The organism is Providencia sp. PROV130 (genome assembly GCF_028482225.1).
GTDB lineage: Bacteria > Pseudomonadota > Gammaproteobacteria > Enterobacterales > Enterobacteriaceae > Providencia > Providencia rettgeri.
Genome location: NZ_JAMPQC010000009.1, coordinates 1 through 2,184 on the forward strand (window position 1 = coordinate 1; position 2,184 = coordinate 2,184).

3 protein-coding genes are annotated in these 2,184 nt (G+C 36.2%); 1 reads left to right on the forward strand and 2 read right to left on the reverse strand.

Translation table 11 applies throughout. The annotated features are described in order from the left end of the window. The first annotated feature begins 111 nt into the window (after window positions 1-111). Complete coding sequence (locus PSF28_RS07380; RefSeq protein WP_272684835.1) at window positions 112-453, forward strand: helix-turn-helix domain-containing protein; 342 nt, start codon at window positions 112-114, stop codon at window positions 451-453. Window positions 454-499: 46 nt separating this feature from the next. On the opposite strand, the gene PSF28_RS07385 is transcribed toward PSF28_RS07380, so the two are convergent. After that, window positions 500-778, reverse strand: coding sequence for a DinI-like family protein (locus PSF28_RS07385; protein WP_272684836.1), 279 nt, complete (start codon window positions 776-778; stop codon window positions 500-502). Window positions 779-940: 162 nt separating this feature from the next. Next, the gene (locus tag PSF28_RS07390; RefSeq protein WP_272684837.1) at window positions 941-2,023 is read right to left on the reverse strand and encodes a tyrosine-type recombinase/integrase; all 1,083 of its coding nucleotides are present in this window, start codon (window positions 2,021-2,023) and stop codon (window positions 941-943) included. Window positions 2,024-2,184 lie beyond the last annotated feature (161 nt).

Consider the following 2,184-nt stretch of genomic DNA (forward strand, 5'->3'; position numbering starts at 1 on the left):
TAACAAATTGTAAAAATATTATTTCAATGTATTGCAAATTGTAATAATTAAGTGTAAATATCATGTTAAGACCTTCGCAATAAGATGTTAATTACACCAAGGAGGTATAACATGAACAGTACTAACTCAATTTCTAGCAGAGTCGGACTTGAGCTTAAGCGACTAAGGGTAAAGGCTGGTTTAACGGCTTTTGAGCTGGCTAAAATGTCAGGTATTAAAAGCGAACAGCAACTGTATCGGTATGAAAATGGAATTAATAAAATTGGTATAAGTGAGCTAGTAGCTGCATTGAAAGTAATGAATGTTAATATAGGTAGTTTTTTTGATAAATTAGACCTTGGTGAGCTTAACTCTATCTCTGATGAAGGTGAAAAAGGAAAGATAAGTAATATTTGTATTGCTGCTCAAACAGTATATGACCCTTTTTCTGAAGATGACGAAAAAGCGTCATAGTGAATAATGTAATAACGCCAGATGAGTTACTCTGGCGTTATTTAATTCACTTATCAAAATATTCCACTTCGGCTTCCTGGGTTTCAGGAAGCCAATCACCATCGTTAAATATCTCTTCCAGCGTTTCTTCAATATACGTTTTCTTCTCATTCTTCCCAAGACCGTCAATAGACACATTATCTTGAGTGCTCCAGTTTATATCGATATTTAGATCGGGATATTTGGCGCTTAATCTTTTGGTGATTTCATTTCTTAATGCTTCAAAAGTACCTATAGGTAACTGACCTTTTTTATTGCGGTTAAAGCGGATCTTGATAGTAACCATAAAACACTCCTTCGCAGATTAATTAACTGGGTTTATATACAGTAAAATATAACTGTAGTTATATACAGTAAATTACAATCAAAGATCAAGAGATTTTATTGATTTTTACGTGGGTTGAATTAGGGTGAGGTTGCGCCAACTGCTCCAGCTGACGCATTTAGATTACTTTCCAGTTAGTTTGTTATATTTATCATGAAGAGTTTGTGGAAATAATTCAGTATAAACTCGCCACAGTGTTGTAAGTGATTTATGCCCAGTAACTTGGGCTACCTCTTCGATAGAAAATCCAGCCTCGAATAGCCTACTAGCGCCCTCTCTGCGTAAATCATGGTATCGCAAGTCTTCAATGCCTAAAGATTTTCTCACAGTACGAACTCCTTTAGATATAGAAGTTGCATTGTAAGGGAAAATTCGGTCACTCTTTTTCTCTTGGCTAATTAAAATATCCCATGCATCACCCAATAACGGAACAGACATGTGGTTACCAGTTTTCTTTCGGGGATCTTTTCTGTCTCGTACAATTACTGAACGGGCATCATAATCCACATCAGACCAAAGTATTTTGCAAACTTCACCAACACGCATACATGACAGTATAGAAAACATAAAAATACTACTATATGGTATTCTTACTTGCTTGAGGGTTTCAAATTTTTTCAGTGCAGATAAAAGCTGCTCAGTTTCTTCTTTAGTTGGTCTTCTGCTGCGCACATTAGACTGTGCTATTAGATCCATTTGATAGAGTATTGCTTTAGATTCTCGTGCGGGGTTGGATGTGTAATCTATGCTAAATACTGGTTTTGCAGAATCTAATACAACCGTGAGATAGCTGACATCTTGGCTAACAGTGTTAGGGCCAGTGCCGGAAGCTTTTCTTAGTTTACAGTGTTCTATAATGTCATTGACAGATAGCTTAGATAAATAAATGTCTGCCAATGAGGATTTAAGTAGAGAGTTGAGCACGTACTTTTTTGTCTTTCCTGACTTTCCACCAAGTCCCGGTTCATCCAAATACATCTGAATCAGTTCCCCAACTTTTATTTTTGTTGGTGAATCAGACTTTGGTACCCCTGTTTGTTCAATTTCTGCAACGCGCCTAATCCCCCAAGATTTAGCCGCTGCCGCTTTACTAAAGGTTTTATTTTCTCTATAAATATATTTTCCACCTTCCTTTACTCCAACAGTACATCTGTATTTTACAGTACCATCAGCTCTAGGGCGCTTTTCAACACTGTAATAAGCCATTTTTATAACTCCATTTTAGGGGTGCTGTAAGGGGTGCTGAGACGGGAAAAATATACCAAAATGCGCAGAAAAAAGCCAAAATAAACATGTTTCAAAAACACGAAAATATTGCAACTAACTGAAAACATTAATTTTGTTATTTTTGTTGATATGCATGCATT